The sequence below is a fragment of the Streptomyces sp. NPDC048172 genome, assembly GCF_043202595.1.
In the GTDB taxonomy this organism is placed as follows: domain Bacteria; phylum Actinomycetota; class Actinomycetes; order Streptomycetales; family Streptomycetaceae; genus Streptomyces.
Window position 1 is genome coordinate 26,257 of the sequence record NZ_JBIDAT010000019.1, and the last position, 18,259, is coordinate 44,515.

The 18,259-nt window shown below is 71.4% G+C and carries 13 protein-coding genes; 5 read left to right on the plus strand and 8 right to left on the minus strand.

Features of this window, described 5'->3' with window-relative positions:
• Window positions 1-13: 13 nt before the first annotated feature.
• Window positions 14-2,074, minus strand: coding sequence for an elongation factor G (gene fusA / locus ACGF3A_RS43750; RefSeq protein WP_393736953.1), 2,061 nt, complete (start codon window positions 2,072-2,074; stop codon window positions 14-16).
• A 442-nt stretch (window positions 2,075-2,516) separates the two neighbouring features.
• Window positions 2,517-3,668 carry an acyl-CoA dehydrogenase family protein gene (locus tag ACGF3A_RS43755; RefSeq protein ID WP_393736955.1) on the minus strand — a complete coding sequence of 384 codons (1,152 nt, stop codon included), beginning with the start codon at window positions 3,666-3,668 and terminating at the stop codon, window positions 2,517-2,519.
• Window positions 3,669-3,823: 155 nt separating this feature from the next.
• Here ACGF3A_RS43755 and ACGF3A_RS43760 point away from each other — a divergent pair, with 155 nt between their 5' ends.
• Both ACGF3A_RS43760 and ACGF3A_RS43765 read left to right on the plus strand, forming a co-directional pair.
• On the plus strand, window positions 3,824-5,167 hold the full coding sequence (locus ACGF3A_RS43760) for a UDP-glucose dehydrogenase family protein (RefSeq protein ID WP_393736957.1): 1,344 nt from the start codon (window positions 3,824-3,826) through the stop codon (window positions 5,165-5,167).
• 86 nt (window positions 5,168-5,253) lie between these two features.
• On the plus strand, window positions 5,254-5,631 hold the full coding sequence (locus ACGF3A_RS43765) for a VOC family protein (RefSeq protein WP_393736959.1): 378 nt from the start codon (window positions 5,254-5,256) through the stop codon (window positions 5,629-5,631).
• A gap of 65 nt (window positions 5,632-5,696) precedes the next feature.
• Here the strand turns inward: ACGF3A_RS43765 and ACGF3A_RS43770 are convergent, their stop codons facing one another.
• Window positions 5,697-6,887, minus strand: coding sequence for an LCP family protein (locus ACGF3A_RS43770; RefSeq protein ID WP_393736961.1), 1,191 nt, complete (start codon window positions 6,885-6,887; stop codon window positions 5,697-5,699).
• A 217-nt stretch (window positions 6,888-7,104) separates the two neighbouring features.
• Between ACGF3A_RS43770 and ACGF3A_RS43775 the strand changes: the two genes are divergently transcribed.
• On the plus strand, window positions 7,105-7,632 hold the full coding sequence (locus ACGF3A_RS43775; RefSeq protein ID WP_393736963.1) for an acyl-CoA thioesterase: 528 nt from the start codon (window positions 7,105-7,107) through the stop codon (window positions 7,630-7,632).
• A gap of 17 nt (window positions 7,633-7,649) precedes the next feature.
• Here ACGF3A_RS43775 and ACGF3A_RS43780 read toward each other — a convergent pair whose 3' ends face one another.
• Window positions 7,650-9,125, minus strand: a complete 1,476-nt coding sequence (locus tag ACGF3A_RS43780; protein ID WP_393736965.1) for an LCP family protein — start codon at window positions 9,123-9,125, stop codon at window positions 7,650-7,652.
• A gap of 173 nt (window positions 9,126-9,298) precedes the next feature.
• Here ACGF3A_RS43780 and ACGF3A_RS43785 point away from each other — a divergent pair, with 173 nt between their 5' ends.
• Window positions 9,299-10,318 (plus strand): glycosyltransferase family 2 protein, encoded by a 1,020-nt coding sequence (locus tag ACGF3A_RS43785; RefSeq protein ID WP_393736967.1) that lies wholly within the window; start codon window positions 9,299-9,301, stop codon window positions 10,316-10,318.
• Window positions 10,319-10,586: 268 nt separating this feature from the next.
• Here ACGF3A_RS43785 and ACGF3A_RS43790 read toward each other — a convergent pair whose 3' ends face one another.
• The 4 genes from ACGF3A_RS43790 to ACGF3A_RS43805 form a co-directional block, all read right to left on the minus strand.
• Complete coding sequence (locus ACGF3A_RS43790; RefSeq protein ID WP_393736969.1) at window positions 10,587-12,251, minus strand: LCP family protein; 1,665 nt, start codon at window positions 12,249-12,251, stop codon at window positions 10,587-10,589.
• A 71-nt stretch (window positions 12,252-12,322) separates the two neighbouring features.
• Window positions 12,323-14,071, minus strand: coding sequence for an LCP family protein (locus ACGF3A_RS43795; RefSeq protein WP_393736971.1), 1,749 nt, complete (start codon window positions 14,069-14,071; stop codon window positions 12,323-12,325).
• A 191-nt stretch (window positions 14,072-14,262) separates the two neighbouring features.
• Window positions 14,263-15,471 (minus strand): LCP family protein, encoded by a 1,209-nt coding sequence (locus tag ACGF3A_RS43800; protein WP_393736973.1) that lies wholly within the window; start codon window positions 15,469-15,471, stop codon window positions 14,263-14,265.
• Between the two features lie 141 nt (window positions 15,472-15,612).
• Window positions 15,613-16,395 carry a TIGR03089 family protein gene (locus ACGF3A_RS43805; protein WP_393736975.1) on the minus strand — a complete coding sequence of 261 codons (783 nt, stop codon included), beginning with the start codon at window positions 16,393-16,395 and terminating at the stop codon, window positions 15,613-15,615.
• Window positions 16,396-16,531: 136 nt separating this feature from the next.
• Between ACGF3A_RS43805 and ACGF3A_RS43810 the strand changes: the two genes are divergently transcribed.
• Complete coding sequence (locus ACGF3A_RS43810) at window positions 16,532-18,106, plus strand: peptidoglycan recognition protein (RefSeq protein WP_393736977.1); 1,575 nt, start codon at window positions 16,532-16,534, stop codon at window positions 18,104-18,106.
• Window positions 18,107-18,259: the final 153 nt, after the last annotated feature.

Below are 18,259 nucleotides of genomic sequence, written 5' to 3' on the forward strand. Positions count from 1 at the left end.
CCGTTGTCCCGTCTCACCGGGTCAGGACGCCTTCCGGCGCCTGCGCGTACCCTGCCGGGCGGCTGGTGAACGTGCCCCTGCCGCGCGTACGGCCGCGCAGCCGGGACGCGTAGCCGAAGAGCTCCGCCAGCGGCACGGTCGCGGTGACCACGCTCGTACCGCCCCGCACGGTCGAGTCCGAGACCCGGCCGCGGCGGGCCGCGAGGTCGCCGAGGACCGCGCCCACGGCGTCCTCCGGCACCGTGACCGTCACCTCGGCCACCGGCTCCAGCAGTGCCACCGCACAGGCCCGCAGCGCCTCGCGGAGCGCGTTCCTGCCCGCCACGCGGAAGGCCATCTCCGAGGAGTCCTTGGAGTGGGTGGCCCCGTCGGTCAGCGTGACGCGCACGCCGGTGACCGGGTGGCCGCCCAGCGGGCCCTCCGCGAGCGCGTCCCGGCACCCGGCGGCGACAGCCCGCGCGTACTCGGCCGGTACGCGCCCGCCGACGACGGTGGACACGAACGCGAACCCCTCCTCCCCGCCGCCGTCCTCCAGCGGCTCGACGTCCAGCACGACGTGCGCGAACTGGCCCGCGCCGCCGTCCTGTTTGACGTGCCGGTGCACATGCCCGGTGACCCCGCGTACGACCGTCTCCCGGTAGGCCACGCGCGGCCGTCCGACGGAGACCTCCAGCCCGTGGTCGCGCCGCAGCTGCTCCGCCGCGACCTCCAGGTGGAGTTCGCCCATGCCCGAGAGCACCGTCTGGCCCGTCTCGCCGTCCGTCCGTACGGTCAGCGAGGGGTCCTCCTCGGCCAGCCGGGCCAGCGCCGTCGCCAGCCGCCCCGTCTCGGTGCTCCGGGCGGCCTCCACGGCGACGGAGACCACCGGCGCGGCGGACGAGGGCGGTTCGAGGACGAGCGGCGCCTCCGGCGCGCAGAGCGTGGCCCCGGGGCGCGCGGCCTTCACCCCGACGACGGCGACGATGTCCCCGGCGACGGCCCGTTCGACCTCCTGGTGCCGGTCGGCCTGGACCCGCAGGATCCGCGCGATCCGCTCCGTACGCCCGGCGCCCGCGTCCAGCACCGCCGTGCCCTTGCCGACCGTGCCCGCGTACACCCGCAGGAAGGTCAGCCGGCCCGTCGGCGCCGCGTGCACCTTGAACACCAGCGCGGCGAACGGCGCTTCCGGATCGGCCGCGCGCTCCCACTCCTCGTCGCCGTGCGTGCCCCGTACGGGCGGCACGTCCAGCGGCGAGGGCAGATACGCCACGGCGGCGTCGAGCAGCGGTTCGACGCCCCGATTGCGGTACGCGGAGCCGCACAGCACCACGACGCCCTCGCCGGTACGGGTCACGTCGCGCAGCGCGGCCGTGAGCGTCACCGCGGAGACCTCCCCGGCGCAGAACTCCTCCAACGCCGCCGGATGCAGCTCCGCCACGGTCTCCTCCAGCGCCCGTCTCCGCCGCCGCGCCTCCGCCAGCAACTCGTCCGGCACGGGGCCCTCCTGGAGCGCCCCGTCCCCGTCCGGCCAGAGCAGCGCCCGCATCCGCACCAGGTCCACGACGCCGGTGAAGCCGTCCTCGCGCCCGACGGGCAGCTGGACCACCAGCGGCACGGTCCCCAGCCGCGTACGGATGGAGTCCACGGCGGAGTCGAGGTCGGCCCCGGCGCGGTCGAGCTTGTTGACGAAGGCGATCCGGGGCACGCCGTACCGGTCGGCCTGCCGCCAGACCGACTCGCTCTGCGGCTCCACCCCGGCGACCGCGTCGAACACGGCGACGGCCCCGTCGAGGACCCGCAGCGAACGCTCGACCTCGTCGGCGAAGTCGACGTGCCCGGGGGTGTCGATGACGTTGATCCAGTGCCCGTCCCAGGCGCAGCTGACCGCCGCCGCGAAGATCGTGATCCCGCGCTCGCGCTCCTGCGCGTCGAAGTCGGTGACGGTCGTCCCGTCGTGGACCTCGCCGCGCCGGTGGGTGGCGCCGGTCAGGTGCAGGATCCGCTCGGTGACGGTGGTCTTCCCCGCGTCGACATGGGCGAGAATGCCCAGATTACGGACGCGGGACAGGGCGGTGGCGGTACGTACGGCACGCATGCCAGGACCTTTCAGTGATCCAGATGTTCCATGGGTTCCATGGACAGGGCAGCGCGATGGCCCTGGCGAGCGTCAGAAGCTCGCAGGGAACGTCCAGCCCCGGGCGCGCAGCCGGAGCCGGGCGCGGGGAGACACGAGGATCACCTCGAACCGCGACAGAGGACGGACGGCAGCGGTGTGCTCACGCATGCCGACCTCCTCTCGTATCTGTGCGCGGTGTGACGCGTGGTGAGTGTAGGGAGAGCGGACGGGACGGCGCACCGGGTTTTCGGGCAGGCCCGAAACGCCGACGCCCCTGAGGGGCCCCGGAGGGGCGCCCTCAGGGGCGCGGGGAACTGCGCGACCGGCCACGACGCACTCGCGGTCTGCGAAGCACGGGCAGGGGCACCCCCTGCCCAGGCCCCGACAGGGCGCACAGAACGACCGGCGAACCGCCGTGCGGCTACGGCAGGTTGCGGGCCATCACGATCCGCTGCACCTGGTTCGTGCCCTCGTAGATCTGCGTGATCTTCGCATCACGCATCATCCGCTCGACCGGGTAGTCCCGCGTGTAGCCGTACCCGCCCAGCAGCTGGACCGCGTCCGTGGTGACCTCCATGGCGATGTCCGAGGCGAAGCACTTCGCCGCGGCGCCGAGGTAGGTGAGGTCCGCGTCGACGCGCTGCGAGGCGGCGGCGGCCTGGTAGGTCAGCGCGCGGGCGGCGGAGACCTTCATGGCCATGTCGGCCAGCATGAACTGCACGCCCTGGAAGTCGCCGATCGGCTTGCCGAACTGCTTGCGCTCCTGGACGTACCCCTTCGCGTAGTCCAGCGCGCCCTGGGCGATGCCGAGGGCCTGGGCCGCGATGGTGATACGGGTGTGGTCCAGGGTCTTCATCGCCGTCGCGAAACCGGTGCCCTCGGCGCCGATCATGCGCTCCGCCGGGATCCGCACGTTGTCGAGGTAGACCTCGCGCGTGGGGGAGCCCTTGATGCCGAGCTTCTTCTCGGGCGCGCCGAAGGAGACGCCCTCGTCGCCCTTCTCGACCACGAAGGCCGAGATGCCCTTGGTGCGCTTCTCGGGGTCGGTGACGGCCATCACCGTGTAGTAGTCCGAGACGCCCGCGTTGGTGATCCAGCGCTTCACACCGTTGAGGACGTACGCGTCACCCTCCCGTACGGCCTTCGTCTTCATGCCGCCCGCGTCCGAACCGGCGTCCGGCTCGCTGAGGCAGTACGAGAACATGCCGTCGCCCTTGGCGAGCGGCGTGAGGTACTTCTTCTTCAGGTCGTCCGAGGCCGAGAGGATCACCGGGAGTGAGCCCAGCTTGTTCACGGCGGGGATCAGCGAGGAGGAGCCGCAGACCCGGGCGACCTCCTCGATGACGATGACCGTGGCCAGCGCGTCGGCGCCCGCGCCGCCGTACTCCTCGGGGACGTGCACGGCGTGCAGGTCGTTCGCGGTGAGCGCGTCGAGCGCCTCCTGTGGGAAGCGGCCCTCCTCGTCCACCTCGGCGGCGTACGGAGCGATCTTCGCCTCGGCGAGCGCACGCACCGAATCGCGGAGCATGTCGTGCTCCTCGGACGGCCGGTAGAGGTCGAAATCAGACGCCAAGGTGTCTCACTCCTCTGTGAGCGGGGCTCGCTAATTACCGTTAAGTAACTCGATTTTAGTGGGCCGGAAGCGGATCGGGATACGTGAGGTTCACGACAGGTGGGGCCCCGTTATGCTCGCGGGCAGCGTTCTGCCTGGAGCAAGGAGCATCAGCAATGGCCTCGCCGAAGATCACCGTGATCGGCCTCGGATACCTCGGCGCCACGCACGCCGCCGCCATGGCGGAGCTGGGCTTCGAGGTGCTCGGCCTGGACGTGGTCCCGGAGAAGATCCGCATGCTGGAACAGGGCCGCGCGCCCATGTACGAGCCGGGTCTCGACGAACTGCTCGGCGCCCATGTCGCGGGCGTCGAGGGCTCCAGCGGACGGCTCCGCTTCACGGACTCCTGGGAGGAGATCGGGGAGTTCGGCGACGTCCACTTCGTCTGCGTGAACACCCCGCAGAAGCACGGCGAGTACGCCTGCGACATGAGCTACGTCGACAGCGCCATGGACTCCCTCGCGCCGCGGCTGACGCGCCCCGCGCTGGTCGTCGGCAAGTCCACGGTCCCCGTCGGCAGCGCCGAGCGGCTCGCGGTCCGTATCGCGGAGCTGGCGCCCGCGGGCGAGGACGCCGAGCTGGCCTGGAACCCGGAGTTCCTGCGCGAGGGCTTCGCCGTCCAGGACACGCTGCACCCCGACCGGCTGGTCGCGGGCGTCCGCAGCGAGCGCGCCGAGCGGCTGCTGCGCGAGGTCTACGCACGGCCGCTCGCGGAGGGCACGCCCTTCGTCGTCACCGACTTCCCGACGTCCGAGCTGGTCAAGACCTCCGCGAACTCCTTCCTCGCCACCAAGATCTCCTTCATCAACGCGATGGCCGAGGTCTGCGAGGCCGCGGGCGGCGACGTCGTGAAGCTCGCCGAGGCCATCGGGTACGACGACCGGATCGGCCGGAAGTTCCTCCGCGCGGGCATCGGCTTCGGCGGCGGCTGCCTGCCCAAGGACATCCGCGCCTTCATGGCCCGCGCGGGCGAGCTGGGCGCCTCCGAGGCGCTGACGTTCCTGCGCGAGGTCGACTCGATCAACATGCGGCGCCGGGCCCAGATGGTCGAGCTGACCCGTGACGCGGTCGGCGGCACCCTGCTGGGCAAGCGCGTCGCCGTGCTCGGCGCGACCTTCAAGCCCGACTCCGACGACGTACGCGACTCCCCGGCGCTCAACGTCGCGGGCCAGCTCCACCTCCAGGGCGCCCAGGTCACCGTCTACGACCCGAAGGGCATGGCGAACGCCCGCGCGATCTTCCCGACCCTCGGATACGCCGACAGCGCGCTGGAGGCCGTCCGGGGCGCCGACATCGTGCTGCACCTCACCGAGTGGCGGGAGTTCAAGGAGCTGGACCCCGCGGCCCTCGGCGAGGCCGTCACCCGGCGCCACGTCCTGGACGGGCGCAACACGCTGGACCCCGAGGTGTGGCGCAAGGCGGGCTGGACGTTCCGCGCGCTGGGGCGCCCGACGGCCTAGCCTGCAGATCCGGGGGAACCCGGGGAACCGAAGAACCCGAGGAATCCGAGGCCCCCGAGGCATCCGAGGAGAGGGAGAGATAGCTCATGGCCATCGCCACGATGGGCGTCACCGTTCTGGACTGCCCCGATCCACGGCGGCTCGCCGAGTTCTACGCGGGCGTGCTCGGCTGGCGGATCCTGGAGGACCGCTCGGACAGCGAGTGGGTGGAGCTCGGCGACACCGCGGGGACCCGGCGCCTGGCCTTCCAGGAGTCGGCGGGCTACGTCCCGCCGGAGTGGCCGAGCCTGGAGCACGCGCAGCAGCTGCACCTCGACTTCGACGTGCCCACGGAGCGCTGGGACGAGGCCGAGCGCGAGGTGATCGAGGCGGGAGCGCGGCTCGTCCAGGGCGACGAGGGCAAGCGCGACTTCCGCGTCTACCTCGACCCGGTGGGCCACCCCTTCTGCCTCTGCGCCAAGTAGCGAGCCGAGCACGCGCGAGGGCGCCCGCACACGGTGTGTGCGGGCGCCCTCTACGGATCAGGGGATCAGCGGTCCGAGGAGACCGTCACCTTCTCGCCGTTGTTCATCTGCTCGACCATCTTCTTGACCTTCGGCTTGTCCCAGGCCAGGTTGCCGCCGGGGGCCGGGCCCGCGATCGGCATGTTCATGGACTTGCCGTCGCCGCCGGAGACGCCCTTCATCGCCCAGAACATCCGCGCGACGTTCCAGAGGCTCATGTCCTTGTCGACCTTGAGCGTGTCCAGGCCCGCGCCCATCGTCGGGTAGAGCCGGAAGGGGTTGAGGACGGTCCAGGGCGTGGCGACCTGGTTGGCCAGCGCGGAGAGGAACTTCTGCTGGTTCTTCGTCCGGTCCAGGTCGCTGCCCTTGAGCGCGTACCGGGTCCGCACGAAGGCCAGCGCGTCCTTGCCGTCGAGGGTCTGCGTGCCCTTCTTCAGGTCAGCGCCGGACTTCTCGTCCTTGATGTCCTGCGGGATGTCCATCTCGACGCCGCCGACCGAGTCGACGATCTTCGCGAAGCCGCCGAAGCCGATCTCCGCGTAGTGGTCGATGCGCAGCCCGGTGTTGGCCTCGACGGTACGGACGAGGAGCTCGGGGCCGTCCTTGGAGTAGGCCGCGTTGATCTTGATGTGCTCGCCGCGGGCCGGGTAGTCCTTGCCGGACTCGGAGCCGGTGAAGGAGGGCAGGACCACGTCCGAGTCGCGGGGCAGCGAGACCATCGTGTTCCCGCCGTCGCCGACGTGCAGGATCATGATCGAGTCGGTGCGGCCCTCGTCGGTGGGGCCGCCCGTGTGGAGCTTGTTCCGCTCGTCCTTGGACATGCCCTCGCGGCTGTCGGAGCCGACGATCAGGTAGTTCGTGCCGTCGCCGCCGTCGGGGCGGTCCTTGACGATGCTGAGGTCGACCTCGCGGCGCAGCTTGGAGTCGGCCCAGAAGTAGGTGCCGATCGACCAGACCAGCACGACCGTGACCAGTACGATCACGCCCCACTTGATCCGGCGGCGCCAGTTCGGGCGGGGGCGGTCGTCGTACGGGCCGTACCCGTCGTCGTCGCCGTTTCCGCCGCCTCCGTAGACCTGGCCGGTGTTGTAGCCCGAGTCGTAGCTGTCGTAGCCGCCCTGCTCGTTGTACCCCTGGCCGTAGCCGTCCTGGCCGTAACCCTGCTGTCCCGAGCCCCGGGACTGAGGGGGGACTCCGGGGCCATGTGTATGGGGCATGACACGCGTGGGGTCCGGGTTGGACGCTCCGCTGCCGCGTCCTTGCCGGCCCTGGGGGCGGTCGGTCCAACCGTCGGGCCACTGATTCATGGGGGAAGTCTGCCTCCCCCGCGCCACCCCTATACAGGCCGGGTACCGCTTCGGGCAGAGGCTGTAGCAGTTCTGATGCAATGACTCGGGGCAGAGCCGGACGATCTCGGCGCATATGGTGGTGGACATGACGCACCAGGCCACCACGGCGGACGAGGCCCTTCCGGGCAAGCCGACCGCCGCCTCACGCACGACCCTGTCGCACATCATGACGGTCAACGACACCAATCTGCTCGGCACCGTGCACGGCGGCGTGATCATGAAGCTGGCCGACGACGCCGCGGGCGCCGTCGCCGGCCGCCACTCCGAGGGGCCTGCCGTGACGGCCTCCATGGACGAGATGGCCTTCCTGGAGCCGGTCCGCGTGGGCGACCTCGTCCATGTCCGTGCTCAGGTGAACTGGACGGGCCGGACCTCCATGGAAGTCGGCGTCCGCGTCATGGCCGAGCGGTGGAACGAGTCGACGCCCGCGACGCAGGTCGGCTCGGCCTATCTCGTCTTCGCCGCGATCGACGAGAACGGCAAGCCCCGCTCCGTCCCGCCGGTCGTCCCGGAGACGGAGCAGGACCGCCGCCGCTACCAGGAGGCCCAGATCCGCCGCACCCACCGGCTGGCGCGGCGCCGAGCGATCAAGGAGCTGCGGGCTCAGCGCTGAGCCAGGGCCCCCTCAGCTCAGCCGCAGCCGACCTTGTCGCCCGTCACCGGGGAGCCCTCGTCGCCGGAGAGGGCGTCGGCGTGGACGCGGCGCACCCTCTGGTCCGGGTCGGCCACGGTGACCCGCATCTGCGGACCCTGGCCCTCCTCCTTGACCAGCTCGGCACCGGGCAGCGCGGCGGCCAGGGAGCGCGCCGAGCGGTCCCACTCCGGGTCGTACGTGAGCGTCGTACGGCCAGGGCTGACCTTGTGCGCGTTGCCGGGGGTGCCGGTCGTGGCGAAGCCCGTCTTGTGCAGCTCCTTGTCCAGGCGGTTGCCGAGGCCCTTCTCGTCCGTTCCGTTCTCGACCTTGACGCGGATGTCGCGCGGGGCGACCTCGACGCGGGCCGGGCCCTTGCCCTTGGGCTTCCGTACGGCCAGGGGGCGGTCCTCGCGGAGCGCGTCGAAGAGCTTGCCGGCCTTCTTCCGGTCCCACTTCACCGTCGAGCCGAGCCCCGGCACCTGGTGCCCCGGGTCGCCGACGGGGACCGAGGCGAACTCGGAGGAGGCCGGGGTGAAGCCCCGCATCGCCTGGCCCAGGGCCATCATCTGGTCGCTGCCGAAGCCGTGGTCGGCGCGGACGGAGTCCAGCAGGGTCTGGGCGACCTTGTTGAACTTCACCGGGTTCATCAGCACCCCGCTGTCCGTCGCCTTGGAGATCACCGAGGCCAGGAACCGCTGCTGCCGCTTCATCCGGCCCAGGTCCGAGTCGCCGCCGAGATGGCGGGCACGCACGTACTGCAGGGCCTCGCCGCCGTTCAGCCGCGAGGTGCCCTTGGGCAGGTCGAGCCCCGAGTAGCTGTCCTTGAGCGGCTTGCGGGTGCACACCTCCACCCCGCCCAGCACGTCGACCGTGCTCATGAAGCTGGTGAAGTCGACCTCCAGATAGTGGTCGACCCGCACCTGCGTCAGCTTCTCCACGGCCCGTACGGTCAGCCCCGGGCCGCCCATCGTGTACGCCGAGTTGAGCTTGGCGGGCTGCGCCGCGCGGCGCTTGCCGGTGGTCCTGTCCTTGTGCGCGGGCAGCTTCGTGTACGTGTCGCGCGGCAGGCTCACGACGCTGGCGCGCTTGGTGTCGGCCGAGAGGTGCACCAGCATCATCGTGTCCGTGCAGTCGCAGGCCGAGCCGCCCAGGTTGTACTTCTCCTTCATCTCCTTGGAGAGCTTGTCGCGCCGGTCGGTGCCGACGACGAGGATGTTCGCGCCGTCCCCGCCCTCGGGCCGGTCGGTGAGCCCGTGGAAGGGGTCCACGCGGCGCACGTCCGCGTTGAGGTCGGTGACCATCGCGTGCCCGACGCCGCTCGCGGTCAGCAGCAGCGCGGAGGTGCCCGTCGCGATCCGCAGCCCCCAGCGGGGCCGCCGCGCGGGCGGTCTTCCGCTGCCCGGACCGCCTCGTCGGCGCCCGGCGCGGGGCGCGGCTCCTGAGGGGCGGGGGGACTGTGCACTGACGGGCAAGGGACGACACCTTCACGGAAGAGGGGCGGCGGACCGTTCCGTCCGCCCACCTGGGGGCACGGTCTTCGCACGGTAGGCCCGTACGATCTCCGGATCGCGGCCCCACGCCGCCGTGCTCCCGGCGGGCACTCGGCCGGTGCGGCCCGTTCCCCCGTTCGCGGTAACGTGAGCGCGTGACTCAGGACGCCTCACTCCCCGCCGTTTCCGTGATCATGCCTGTCCTCGATGAGGAGAGGCATTTGCGCAGCTCTGTCCAGCACATCCTGGAACAGGAGTACGGCGGCGAGATGGAGATCGTGATCGCCCTCGGCCCCTCGGACGACCGTACGGACGAGATCGCGGCCGAGCTGGTGGCGGAGGACCCGCGGGTCCACACGGTGCCCAACCCGACGGGCCGTACGCCCGCGGGGCTGAACGCCGCGATCAAGGCGTCACGGAACCCCGTCGTGGTCCGCGTGGACGGCCACGGCATGCTCTCGCCCGACTACATCGCGACCGCCGTCCGGCTCCTCGACGAGACGGGCGCGGCGAACGTCGGCGGCCTGATGTTCGCCGAGGGGGAGAACGCCTGGGAGGACGCGGTCGCCGCCGCCATGACCTCGAAGATCGGCGTCGGCAACGCGGCCTTCCACACCGGCGGCGAGCCCGGCGAGGCCGAGACCGTCTACCTGGGCGTCTTCCGCCGCGAGATCCTGGAGCAGCAGGGTGGGTACAACGAGGAGTTCATCCGCGCCCAGGACTGGGAGCTGAACTTCCGCATCCGCGGTGCGGGCGGCCTCGTCTGGTTCTCGCCCGAGCTGCGGGTCTCCTACCGGCCGCGGCCCAGCGTCCGCGCGCTCGCCAAGCAGTACCGGAACTACGGCCGCTGGCGGCACGTCGTCTCGCGCTACCACTCCGGCTCCATCAACCTGCGCTACCTCGCGCCCCCGACCGCCGTCTGCGCGATCGCCGCCGGTGTGGTCGTCGGCGCCGTGGTGACGCCCTGGGGCCTCGTCGTACCGGGCGGCTATCTGGCGGCGATCGTCGCCGGTTCGCTCCCCGCGGGCAAGGGGCTGCCGCTCAAGGCGCGGGCCCAGATCCCGGTCGCGCTGGCGACCATGCACATGACGTGGGGCTGGGGCTTCCTGACGAGCCCCCGGAAGCTGGCCAAAAAGGTCATCGCCAGCCGCCGCGAGCCCGTCCACCAGAGCTAGCCCCTCCCCGGCGAATCCCGGGTGCCCTCACCTCGGGGCTGAACAGGGGCTGCCCCCGGCTGTGCATCGCAGGCTGCGGCTGCGTCGTGGCTTGTCGCGCAGTTCCCCGCGCCCCTAGAGGTACGGGGCGCTCCTAGGAGCGCCCCGTCAGGGGCGCGGGGAACTGCGCGAGCAACCACCCGCCACCCGCAGCCTGCGGCGCACAGGCAGGGGCACCCCCTGTCCAGCCACGGGCAGAGGGCACCCACGAATCGGCGGCGCGGCGTGGTCACCAGGTGTAGTTCGGGTTCACCTTCATGCACGCCTTCTTGTCGTCGCCCCGCAGGGCATCCGCGCTGTCGGGGGCCTTGTTGTCGTCCTTGCCGCCCTTGCCGTGGCCACCGGCGCTCTTCGGGTAGCTCTCGTTCTCGCGCCAGTCGGCGCCGACCACGAGGGTGACCTCCTGGGCCGCCGAGGAGTGCTTGACCAGCCGCTCGGGGACGCCCAGCGCCTTGGCGACGGCCAGCGCGTCGCCGCGCTGGTCCTCCCGCGGGTAGCTGATCGTCGTGTCCGCCTGGGACTTGGGCGTCTGGTCGGCCGTCGCCTGCTCGTACCCCTTCTGGGCGAGCGCGTTGGCGATGACGCTGGCCCGGCCGGAGACGGGCGGCTGCAGCGCGGTGCCGGTGCCGTTCATCACGCGTACGGCGATCTTGCCCTTGGGCTGCGAGGGCTCGGTCGGCTGGGCCTTCTTGCTGGCCTCGGCCTTCTTCCTGTCCTTGCCGTCGAGCGCGACATCGTTCCGTACGAGCGAGAAGATCTTGTCCGCGTCGTCCTTCTGCGGCACCACGTAGTCGCCGGAGTACCTCCACGGCATGGTGGCCATGGTGATGCGCTTGGTGGGGACGCGCTTGAGGTCGTTGCCCAGGTCGTAGAGCTTCTTGACCGAGCCGAGGCCGTCGTCGACCGTGAGCGCCTTGGTGGCGGCCTCGGCGAGGTTCTTCATCTTGCCGGGGTCGGTCAGCTTCGTGCCCGCCTTGAGCTGGCGCACCATCGAGTTCATGTACATGTGCTGCGCCTTGGCGCGGCCGATGTCCGTGCCGTCGCCGAAGCCGTGCCGGGTGCGGAGCCAGCTCAGGGCCATCTCGCCCTTGATCGTCGACTCGCCCTTCTTGAGCTTCAGATGCGACTTGGGGTCGCTCACGTTCTGGTTCACGCAGACCGGGACGCCGCCGACCGCGTCGGCCATGGAGACCACGCCCGAGAAGTCGATCATCATGAAGTGGTCGATCGGGACACCGGTCATCTCCTCCCAGGTCGCGACGGTGCAGCCGGGACCGCCGTGCTGGAGGCTGGTGTTGATCTTGTCGCTGGTCTTGGCGTAGACCTTCTGGTCGTCCGGGTCGGTGCACTTCGGGATCGTCGCCCTGGTGTCCCGGGGCACGGAGATGACCGACATGTTGCTGCGGTCGGCCGAGACGTGCAGCAGCATCTGGACGTCGGCGAGCGGCTTGCGCGTCGCGTCGCCCTTCGAGCCGCCGAGCCGGACGTTCTCCTTGCCCGCGCGGGAGTCGGAGCCCAGCAGCAGGATGTTCATGGGCGTCTGGCCCTTGGCGTTGGGGTCCGACTTGTCGAGCTTGTTGTCGCCGAGGTTGAGGGCGTCCTTGTTCAGGTTGCCGTTGAGGTGCTGGTAGTAGAGGTAGCCCGCTCCCGCGGTGCCGAGTATGAGTACGGCGAGGGATATCGCGAACCAGCGCAGCACGCGTCTTTTGCGCCGCGGGCGCACCTGGCCCTCCACCGCGTCACGCGCGTACGGCCCGTCGGGACCGGCGCCCGGGCGGGCCTGGCGGAGCTGACGGGTCGGGCGGTCCTCGTACATGCTGTCGTCCCAGCCCCGGTCGGAGGCCGAGGGCGCGCCCCTGCGCGCCCGTCGGCCACGGGTGTTGTTCTGCCGCACGGGACCTCCCCGTTCTGATCAGGCGATGCTGCCCCATGATCGCCTGGCGGGACGATCATGAGGGGTCGGAGTCACTTTGCACACACGTTCTTGTCGTCCGCGTTGACTTTCTGCACTCCTTCCGGAGCCTTGTCCGGTGCGCCGACGGGCTCGCCCGCCCCGGTGTAGTCCCTGCCCAGCGTCAGCGTCATCGCGGTGGCCGCGCCCCCGCCGTCGGACGACTTCTTCAGCGCCGAGGGCGGCAGCCCCATCATGTCGGCCAGCCGTGCGGCCTGGCCGATCTGGGACGGCGCGTACTCCAGCCGGGTCTTCTTGAGCTGGGCGGCGTTGCCCTTGGCGGTGGCCTCGCCGACGCCCTTGTCGTTCTGGAGCCAGAGCGCGGTCTCGTTCGCGGCGCCCGCGAGTCCTCCGCCGTTCCAGATCTGGACGCGGACCTCGGAGGCGGGTGCCTTCTTCGCCTTGGCGGCGGCCACCTTCCGCTTCTTCTGTTCCTGCTTCACCTTGGTCATCGACTTGTCGTCCCTGACCATCTTGAAGAGGGGCCCGGCCTTCCCCTTGTCGAGCACGACCGTCGCGGGGTCGTTCGGGTTGTCGAGCACGGGGACGGTCGCGAAGGTGATGTTCTCGACGTTCACCCGCTTCAGGTCCTGCGCCATGTCGGTGAGCTTCTTGACGCTCCCGATGCCGGTGTCGACGGTGAGGGCCCGCGTCGCCGCGTTGCCGAGCTTGAAGAGCTTCGACGGGTTGGTGAGCGTGTCCCCGGACTTCATCTTCCGGATCATGGAACTGAGGAACTGCTGCTGGAGCTTGATGCGGCTCAGGTCGCTGCCGTAGCCCACCGTGTGCCGCGTCCGTACGAACGCGAGCGCCTGCTCGCCCGCGATCGTGTGCTTCCCGGCCTTGAGCTTGAGGTGCGACTTGGGGTCGTTGATGTTCTTGGCCGTGCAGACCTCGACGCCGCCGACCGCGCTGGACAGCTCCTTGACGGCGTTGAAGTCCGCCATCATGAAGTGGTTGATCTTGACGCCCATCAGCTTGTTGACCGTGCGCCAGGTGCAGCCCGGGTCGCGCTCGTTCTGGCCGAGGCTGGTGTTGAAGCGGGCGTTGGCCTGGCCCGGGATCGTCTTGGTGGACCCGTCCTCCTGCTTGGTCGGGCAGTCCGGGATGTCCGTGATCATGTCGCGCGGGATGGACAGCGCCGTCGCGTTCGTCCGGTCCTCGGAGACGTGGAAGAGGAACGTCGTGTCCGCGTGACCGACGCTGCCGTTGTCCCCGTACCCGGTGTTGCCCTTGCCCGAGCGGGCGTCGGTGCCGATCACCAGGATGTTCACGGGGCCGTCGGTGACGGCGGAGTTGTTCATCCCGACGTCGACCTTGTTGATGTTCCCGTTGAAGTGCTGGTACAGGAAATAGCCGGTCGCGCAGCCCGCGATGAGCAGCACGCACACCGTGCCGCCGCCCCAGCGCAGGGCCTTCTGCTTGCCGGACAGCCGCGGCTTGGCCTTCCTGCGGCTGTGCCCGCTCCCGTGGCCGCGGCCGTGGCCGCCCGAGCCCCCGGAGCCGCGCTGCGAGGGGAGCCGGGCCTCGCCCGGGGCCTCCCCCCGGGAGCCGTGGGCCTCGCGGCCGTCGCGGGCCTCGCGGCCGTCCCCGGTGCGCGATCGTCTCTGGCGCGGCGCTGCGCGTCGGCGGGTGCCGTACGAACTCGGGGAGTCGTCGGCGACGGGGTTCAGTCGCAGCTCGTAGCTGCCGGTGTTCGGGTCGAACACCCACTGATCCGCGGGATCTACATCTCCCGCGTGCCCACGGCCTTGCGCGTCCACGATTGCGTAAGTCCTCCCATGCTGCGTCATTCCCGGGGCCCACGGACGACCTGGGAGGCCAGACCCGGCATCGCGAGGTGGAATCCCGGAAACCCGCTGCCACCGCCCCGGAGCCGACCGGAGCGCTCACACTATCCGGCAGGTTCGGCGGGTAGCGACGTCGGTGACAAATTCCACGCGGCCAGAAACGGTCAATTCGCCGCATTCTCAGCCTCGTTCGCGGCGCAGATGTCTCGTGCCGCAGTGGTCCCCCGGTAGGAGGGTCCCGAGTCCCTCTTCCCGTCGCTCGCGTCGCCCGGTTTCTTCGCGTCGTCCCGCGCGGACTCCGTGTCGGCGACGCGGTCCTTTCCGGACCCCACCCGCACCGGGCGGTCGTGCCGCAGCCGGGTGAACAACTGGTCCGCCTCCGGCTGTACGAGCTGGTCGCGGTTGATGTCCAGTTCGTACGACTGTCTGGGCACCGTAAGAAAGCGCACCTTCTCCTCGGGGATATCGCGCACGGCCCGCACGAGTTCGTAAAGCTCCTTGAGGGAATCCAGCCCGGAATCGGCGGTGAGGGCCGAGGTCGCCGCGTCGAGCACCGGATAGACCTTGGTGGGATTCAGCAGCACACCGTTCCCGCGCACCTTCTTCACGAGCGAACCCATGAATTGCTGCTGACGGTCGATACGGTCCGTGTCGCTGCCGTCGCCGATGCCGTGCCGCGCGCGGACGTAGCCGAGCGCGTCCTCGCCGTGCAGCGTCTGCCGCCCGGCCGGGAGGTCGAGCTTCGCGTCGCGGTCGTGCACGGACTCGGACAGGCACACGTCGACGCCGCCGACCGCGTCGACCAGCTTCTTGAAGCCGCGGAAGTCGACGACGAGGTGGTGGTCGATCCGGATGTCGGTCATCTTCTCGACCGTGCGGATCGTGCACGCCGTGCCGCCGAACTGGTAAGCCCAGTTGAACTGCGCGAACTGCTTGCGCGTGCGCGTCCCGTCCTTCGTGGTGCAGCGCGGGATGTCCGCCATCAGGTCGCGCGGCAGGGAGACCCCGGTGGCGCTCCGGCGGTCGGCCGCGATGTGCAGCAGGATCGCGGTGTCCGCGCGCTCGGTGCCCTCGTCTCGGCCGTATTTGCCGTTACCGTCGCCGCGGTTGTCGGAGCCGAGGATCAGGACGTTCTGCGCCTTGCCCTCTATGGGGACCGGGCGCTCGTCCTCGAACCTGGCCAGCTCGTCGGCCGTGTCCTCGTCCGTACGGATGTTGCCGTCGAGCTTCTGGAAGAGCGACCACCCCACCCCGGCGGCGCCCAGCACCAGCACCGAGATCCCCAGCGCCGTCCAGCGCAGCCAGCGGCGTCGTCGGCGGGGGGCGGCGGAGGAGTCGGTACCGGAGTCGTCGATGGTGCCCGGGTCGGTCACGGCTGCGTCATCCCTCACGAACTCGACGGCGTCTAGGCGTACAGGCGTGCGGGTGCGCCGGTCACGTAGACAGACGTCCGAATCGCACGCAAGGTTGTACGCACTGCCGATCATGAGGTCGGGGCCGGGACCCGGCCACCGTCAGTCGGCGGTGTGGGTGATGCGCTCGCTCTCCTTGCGCTTGTCGAGGGACGCGGAGTCCAGCAGCCCGAGCCGCGGCGCGAGGACGACCGAGGCACCGGCGGCCAGCGGCGCCAGCAGCCCGGCGCCCACGCCCGCCCAGGAGTCGTACGGCAGCGCCGAGAGCAGCCGCGAGCCCGGCGTCAGGCCCCGCGCCTCCGCGTCGGCCCGCGCCCGCGCCACGACCTGGGATCCCGTCAGCTCCTCGCGGCCCGACCGGCTCGACCCGCCGTTCGCGTCGGGGAGCCCGAGTGCGGGCGCCTCCGGGTCCACGGGCGCGTACGGCGTGAACCGGTCGCCCTGTCCGGGGACCTCGACCGCGTAGTCCGTGAAGCCCTCCGGCGGCTGCGGGAAGCGCGCCCCCATCGGGCGCAGGCTGAGCGCGATCCGCTCGCCGGAGCAGGCGCGCGCCGCGTCCAGCGTCTCCGGGCCGCTGACGACCAGGTCGGCGCCCGCCGGGTCGCCGTGCAGATCGGCGACGACACCGGTGGAGGCGCAGGCCAGCAGCCAGACCGCCGACTGCCAGTGCGCGGGCAGCAGCAGCGCGAGCCGGTCGCCGGGCTCCGCCGACAGCTCGTCCTGGAGCAGATTCGCGGTCTTCGCCACCCAATTGGCGAAGGTGGCGACGGAGAGTTCGACGCGCTCGCCCGTGGCGTCGTCGTAGTAGGTCACCAGCGGGCGCGCGGGGTCGGCGGCCAGCGCCGTACGCAGCAGGTCGGCGGGGGTGCGGTCGGTGGCGTTCATCCGCGCAAGCGTACGCCGCGCCCGGCGTGGCGGGGCGTCAGAGCCGGGGCGGGGGAGGGGTGCTGAGGGGGCGTGAGGCCCCGGAGCGGAAATTCCTGAATAGACAGGAACAGGCGTATATGCACACGATCATGACATGCGTGCACACCTTGCAACCTCGCTCGGAGTCGTAGGCGCGGCGGCCCTGCTGCTGCCCCTCGCTCCTCACGTGGACGGCCTCTCCGGAGGCCCGGCGGGCGACGGCGCGCCCCCGGAGACGGCGCGCGGAGCTGCGCGCGCGTCCGCGGCGCCGGGCGGCCCCGCCGCCTCCGCCCGCCGCGCCAACGCCGGTGACGGTCAACTCGCGGGCAGCACCCAGTCGCTGCCCTTCCTCGCACCGGAGACCAGCTCGCGCGGCCACTCGGGCAGCCAGGCGACGCCCGGCCTCGCCGTGGCCGAGCGGGAGGTACGCCCGTACGCGCTGCTCGGCGTCGTGTGGGAGCACGCGGACGCCGAGCTGCACGGGCGCGTCCAGGTGCGTACGCGCGCGGCGCAGGGCGGCAGGTGGACCGGCTGGCGCGAACTGGAGGCCCATCCGGGCGACGCGCCGGGCGAGCTGAAGAGCGGCGGTGCCGGGGAGGGGCGGGAGCGCGGCGCGACGGCCCCGCTGTGGGTCGGCTCCTCCGACGCCGTACAGGCCCGCGTGGTGCCGGGCACCGGCGAGAAGCTGCCGGAGGGCCTGCGCCTGGAACTGGTCGACCCGGGCCCGGAACCGGGTGCGCAGGGTGCGCAGGGTGCGCAAGGGACGCAAGGGGCTTCGACGGCACCGGGAGCTTCGGCACCGGGCGCCTCGGCGGTGCCGGGCGCCTCGGTCACGCCCGCGACCCCGGCAGCGCCCACCCCGCCGGGCGCCTCGGAGGCCCCCGGCACCAGCATCCCCGCCTCGCCCGTCACCAGCGTGGCCGGGAGCCCGTACAGCGCGTCGGCAGGAGAGCCGCTGATGCCCCCGGCGTCACCGGCGTCACCGGCGTCACCGTCGGCGCCGTCGTCCCCGGCCTCCTCGCCGCAGCCCTCGCAGCCCTCGGAGCGCGAGGAGACCGGCGCCGCCGGGGTCGCCGGGGCGCGCCCGAACGCCGGTCCGCGCCCCCGGATCGTCACGCGCAAGGGCTGGGGCGCCGACGAAGGGCTGCGCGAGTCCGGCTTCGCGTACACCCGCACCGTGAAGGCCGCGTTCGTCCACCACACGGCGATGAGCAACAACTACCGCTGCTCACAGGCGCCTTCGATCATCCGGAGCATCTACCGCTACCACGTCAAGAGCAGCAAGTGGCGTGACATCGGCTACAACTTCCTGGTCGACAAGTGCGGCACGATCTACGAAGGCCGCGCCGGAGGTGTGGCCAAGGCGGTCATGGGAGCCCACACTTACGGTTTCAACACCAACAGCACGGGCATCGCCGTCATCGGCTCGTTCGGCAGCACCCGTCCGCCCGCCGCCGTGGCCAACGCCCTCTCCAAGCTCTCCGCCTGGAAGCTCGGCCTGTACGGCGTGAACCCGCGCGGCACGGTCACGCTGACGTCCGGCGGCGGCAAATACAAGAAGGGAACGAGGGTCAAGCTCCACACCATCTCCGGCCACCGCGACGGCTTCAACACCGCGTGCCCCGGAGCCCAGCTCTACCGCAAGCTCGGTACGGTGCGCGCGGCCGCGGCCCGGTTGCAGGGGCGCTGAGCGCGCCCGCGTGGTGGCGGGGGGGGCCCCCCCGCCCCCCCCCGGGGGGGGCCCCCCCCCCCCCCCCCGCCCCCGGGCGGGGGCCCGGGGGGGGGGGGGGGGGGGGTGGGGGGGCGGCCGATGATCGGTGGCAAAAAAAGACCCCCCCCAACC

Excerpts from the sequence above, each read along its gene's own strand:
- fusA (WP_393736953.1), bottom strand. The coding sequence starts at position 2,074 with ATGCGTGCCGTACGTACCGCCACCGCCCTGTCCCGCGTCCGTAATCTG.
- ACGF3A_RS43760 (WP_393736957.1), top strand. The coding sequence starts at position 3,824 with ATGGCCTCGCCGAAGATCACCGTGATCGGCCTCGGATACCTCGGCGCC.
- ACGF3A_RS43765 (WP_393736959.1), top strand. The coding sequence starts at position 5,254 with ATGGCCATCGCCACGATGGGCGTCACCGTTCTGGACTGCCCCGATCCA.
- ACGF3A_RS43770 (WP_393736961.1), bottom strand. The coding sequence starts at position 6,887 with ATGCCCCATACACATGGCCCCGGAGTCCCCCCTCAGTCCCGGGGCTCG.
- ACGF3A_RS43775 (WP_393736963.1), top strand. The coding sequence starts at position 7,105 with ATGACGCACCAGGCCACCACGGCGGACGAGGCCCTTCCGGGCAAGCCG.
- ACGF3A_RS43805 (WP_393736975.1), bottom strand. The coding sequence starts at position 16,395 with ATGAACGCCACCGACCGCACCCCCGCCGACCTGCTGCGTACGGCGCTG.
- ACGF3A_RS43810 (WP_393736977.1), top strand. The coding sequence starts at position 16,532 with ATGCGTGCACACCTTGCAACCTCGCTCGGAGTCGTAGGCGCGGCGGCC.